Here is a 1,993-nt window from a genome sequence, read left to right as displayed (position 1 = left end):
GTACATGATGGAGGACAGCGGCATCGCGCTGCTGCTCACGCAGACGGCGTTGCACGACCAGCTACCGGTGCCGGCACAACTACAAGTGGTCGATCTGGACACCCTGGACGTATCAACCGAACCCTCCACCGCACCGGCAGCAACGATCCACGACGACACGCTCGCCTACGTGATCTACACCTCCGGCTCGACCGGCCGCCCCAAAGGCGTCGGCTTGCCACATCGCGCATTCACGCGCCACGTCGAGGTCGCGGTCGACATGTTCGGCCTCGAACCCGGCGACCGCGTGCTGCAATTCTCGACGCTCAACTTCGACGGCTTCGTCGAGCAGCTTTTCCCGGCGCTGACGACCGGCGCGCGCGTCGTGCTGCGCGGCCCGGCGCTGTGGGACAGCGCGACGTTCCGCGAGCAGATCGTCCGCCACGGCGTCACGGTCGCCGACGTCACGACCGCCTACTGGCAATTGCTCGTCCAGGATCTCGAGAACGGCAGCCTGCCCGACCTCGGCGGCCTGCGGCGCATCCATGCGGGCGGCGAAGCGATGTCCGCGCAGACGCTGCATCTGTGGCAGCGTCTGCCGACGTCGTCGATCGCGCTCGCGAACACCTACGGCCCGACCGAAGCCGCCGTCACGGCCACCGCCTACGCGTGCCGCACCACGGCGGACGCGGACGGCCGCCTCGCGACGGTGCCGATCGGCCAGCCGCTCGGCGGCCGCCGGATCCACTTGCTCGATGCGTCGCTGAGCCCCGTGTCGCGCGGCGCGATTGGCGAGCTTTGCATCGGCGGCGAACTGCTCGCGCGCGGCTACCTGAATCGTCCGGGCCTCACCGCCGATCGCTTCGTGCCCGACCCCTTCGACGCCAACGGCGGCCGCCTGTACCGCACCGGCGACCTCGCGCGCTGGAACGCGCAAGGCGAGCTCGAATACATGGGCCGCATCGATCATCAGGTGAAAGTGCGCGGCTTTCGCGTCGAACTGGGCGAGATCGACGCCCAGTTGCTCGCGCAGCCCGACGTGCGCGAGGCCATCGCCATCGCCGAAGCGCGGCCCGGCGGCGCGCGCATCGTCGCCTATGTGTCGGCGCAGCCCGGCCGCATGCTCGATGCGCAGGCCTTGCGCGCCGCGCTCGCAGCCGCGTTGCCGGAATACATGGTGCCCGCGGCGATCGTCGTGCTCGATGCGCTGCCGCTCAATCCGAACGGCAAGGTGGACCGGCGCGCGCTGCCCGAAGCCGCCGCCGACGAGGCGCGCGAGATCGAGGCGCCGCAAGGCGCGCGCGAAATCGCGCTGGCAGGCATCTGGGCGCAGGTGCTCGACCTCGACCGCATCGGCCGTCACGACAATTTCTTCGAGCTGGGCGGCCATTCGCTGATGGTGATGCAGGTCGCGTCGCGTCTGAAGCAGCGCCTCGGCATCGCCGCGCCGCTCGCGTTGCTGTTCTCGCATCCGACCATCGCGCGCCTCGCGCCCGCGTTGCCCGGCGCCGATGCCGATGCCGATGCGCTCGCGCGTGCGCCCATTCCAGCGCATTCGCGTGGCATGGCGCGCATACCGCTTTCCCATGCGCAAGAGCGTCTGTGGTTCCTGTGGAAGCTCGACAGCGCCAGCGCGGCATACAACACGGTCGGCGCGACGCGTCTGGACGGCGCGCTCGATATCGGCGCGCTGCGTGCGGCGATCGACTGCGTGGTCGCGCGGCACGAGGTGCTGCGCACCCGCTTCGAGGAACACGACGGCGTGGCCTGGCAGATCGTGGGCGAGACGCGCTACGACTGGCAGCAATGCGAGCTTGATCCGGATGCCGAAGCAAATATCAAACCGCTGCTGCGCGACCTCTCGCTGCGCCCGTTCGACCTCACGTGCGACGCGCTGCTGCGCGTGACGCTCGTGCGCCTCGCGCCCGATTCGCACGTGCTCCACTTCGCGATGCATCACATCGTCTCCGACGCCTGGTCGCTCGATCTGCTCACCCAGGAGTTTGCTCAGGCT

General features: G+C 69.4%; 1 protein-coding gene. It reads left to right on the top strand.

Annotated elements, in window-relative coordinates:
* Positions 1 to 1,993 (top strand): amino acid adenylation domain-containing protein (locus U5775_RS38685; RefSeq protein ID WP_322063397.1); only part of this gene is annotated, 1,993 nt, incomplete at both ends.

It is taken from the genome of Paraburkholderia sp. J63 (assembly GCF_905220245.1).
Taxonomy (GTDB): Bacteria; Pseudomonadota; Gammaproteobacteria; order Burkholderiales; family Burkholderiaceae; genus Paraburkholderia.
The sequence above is the reverse complement of the archived record's forward strand: the minus strand, read 5'-3'. Positions and strand labels throughout refer to the sequence as shown.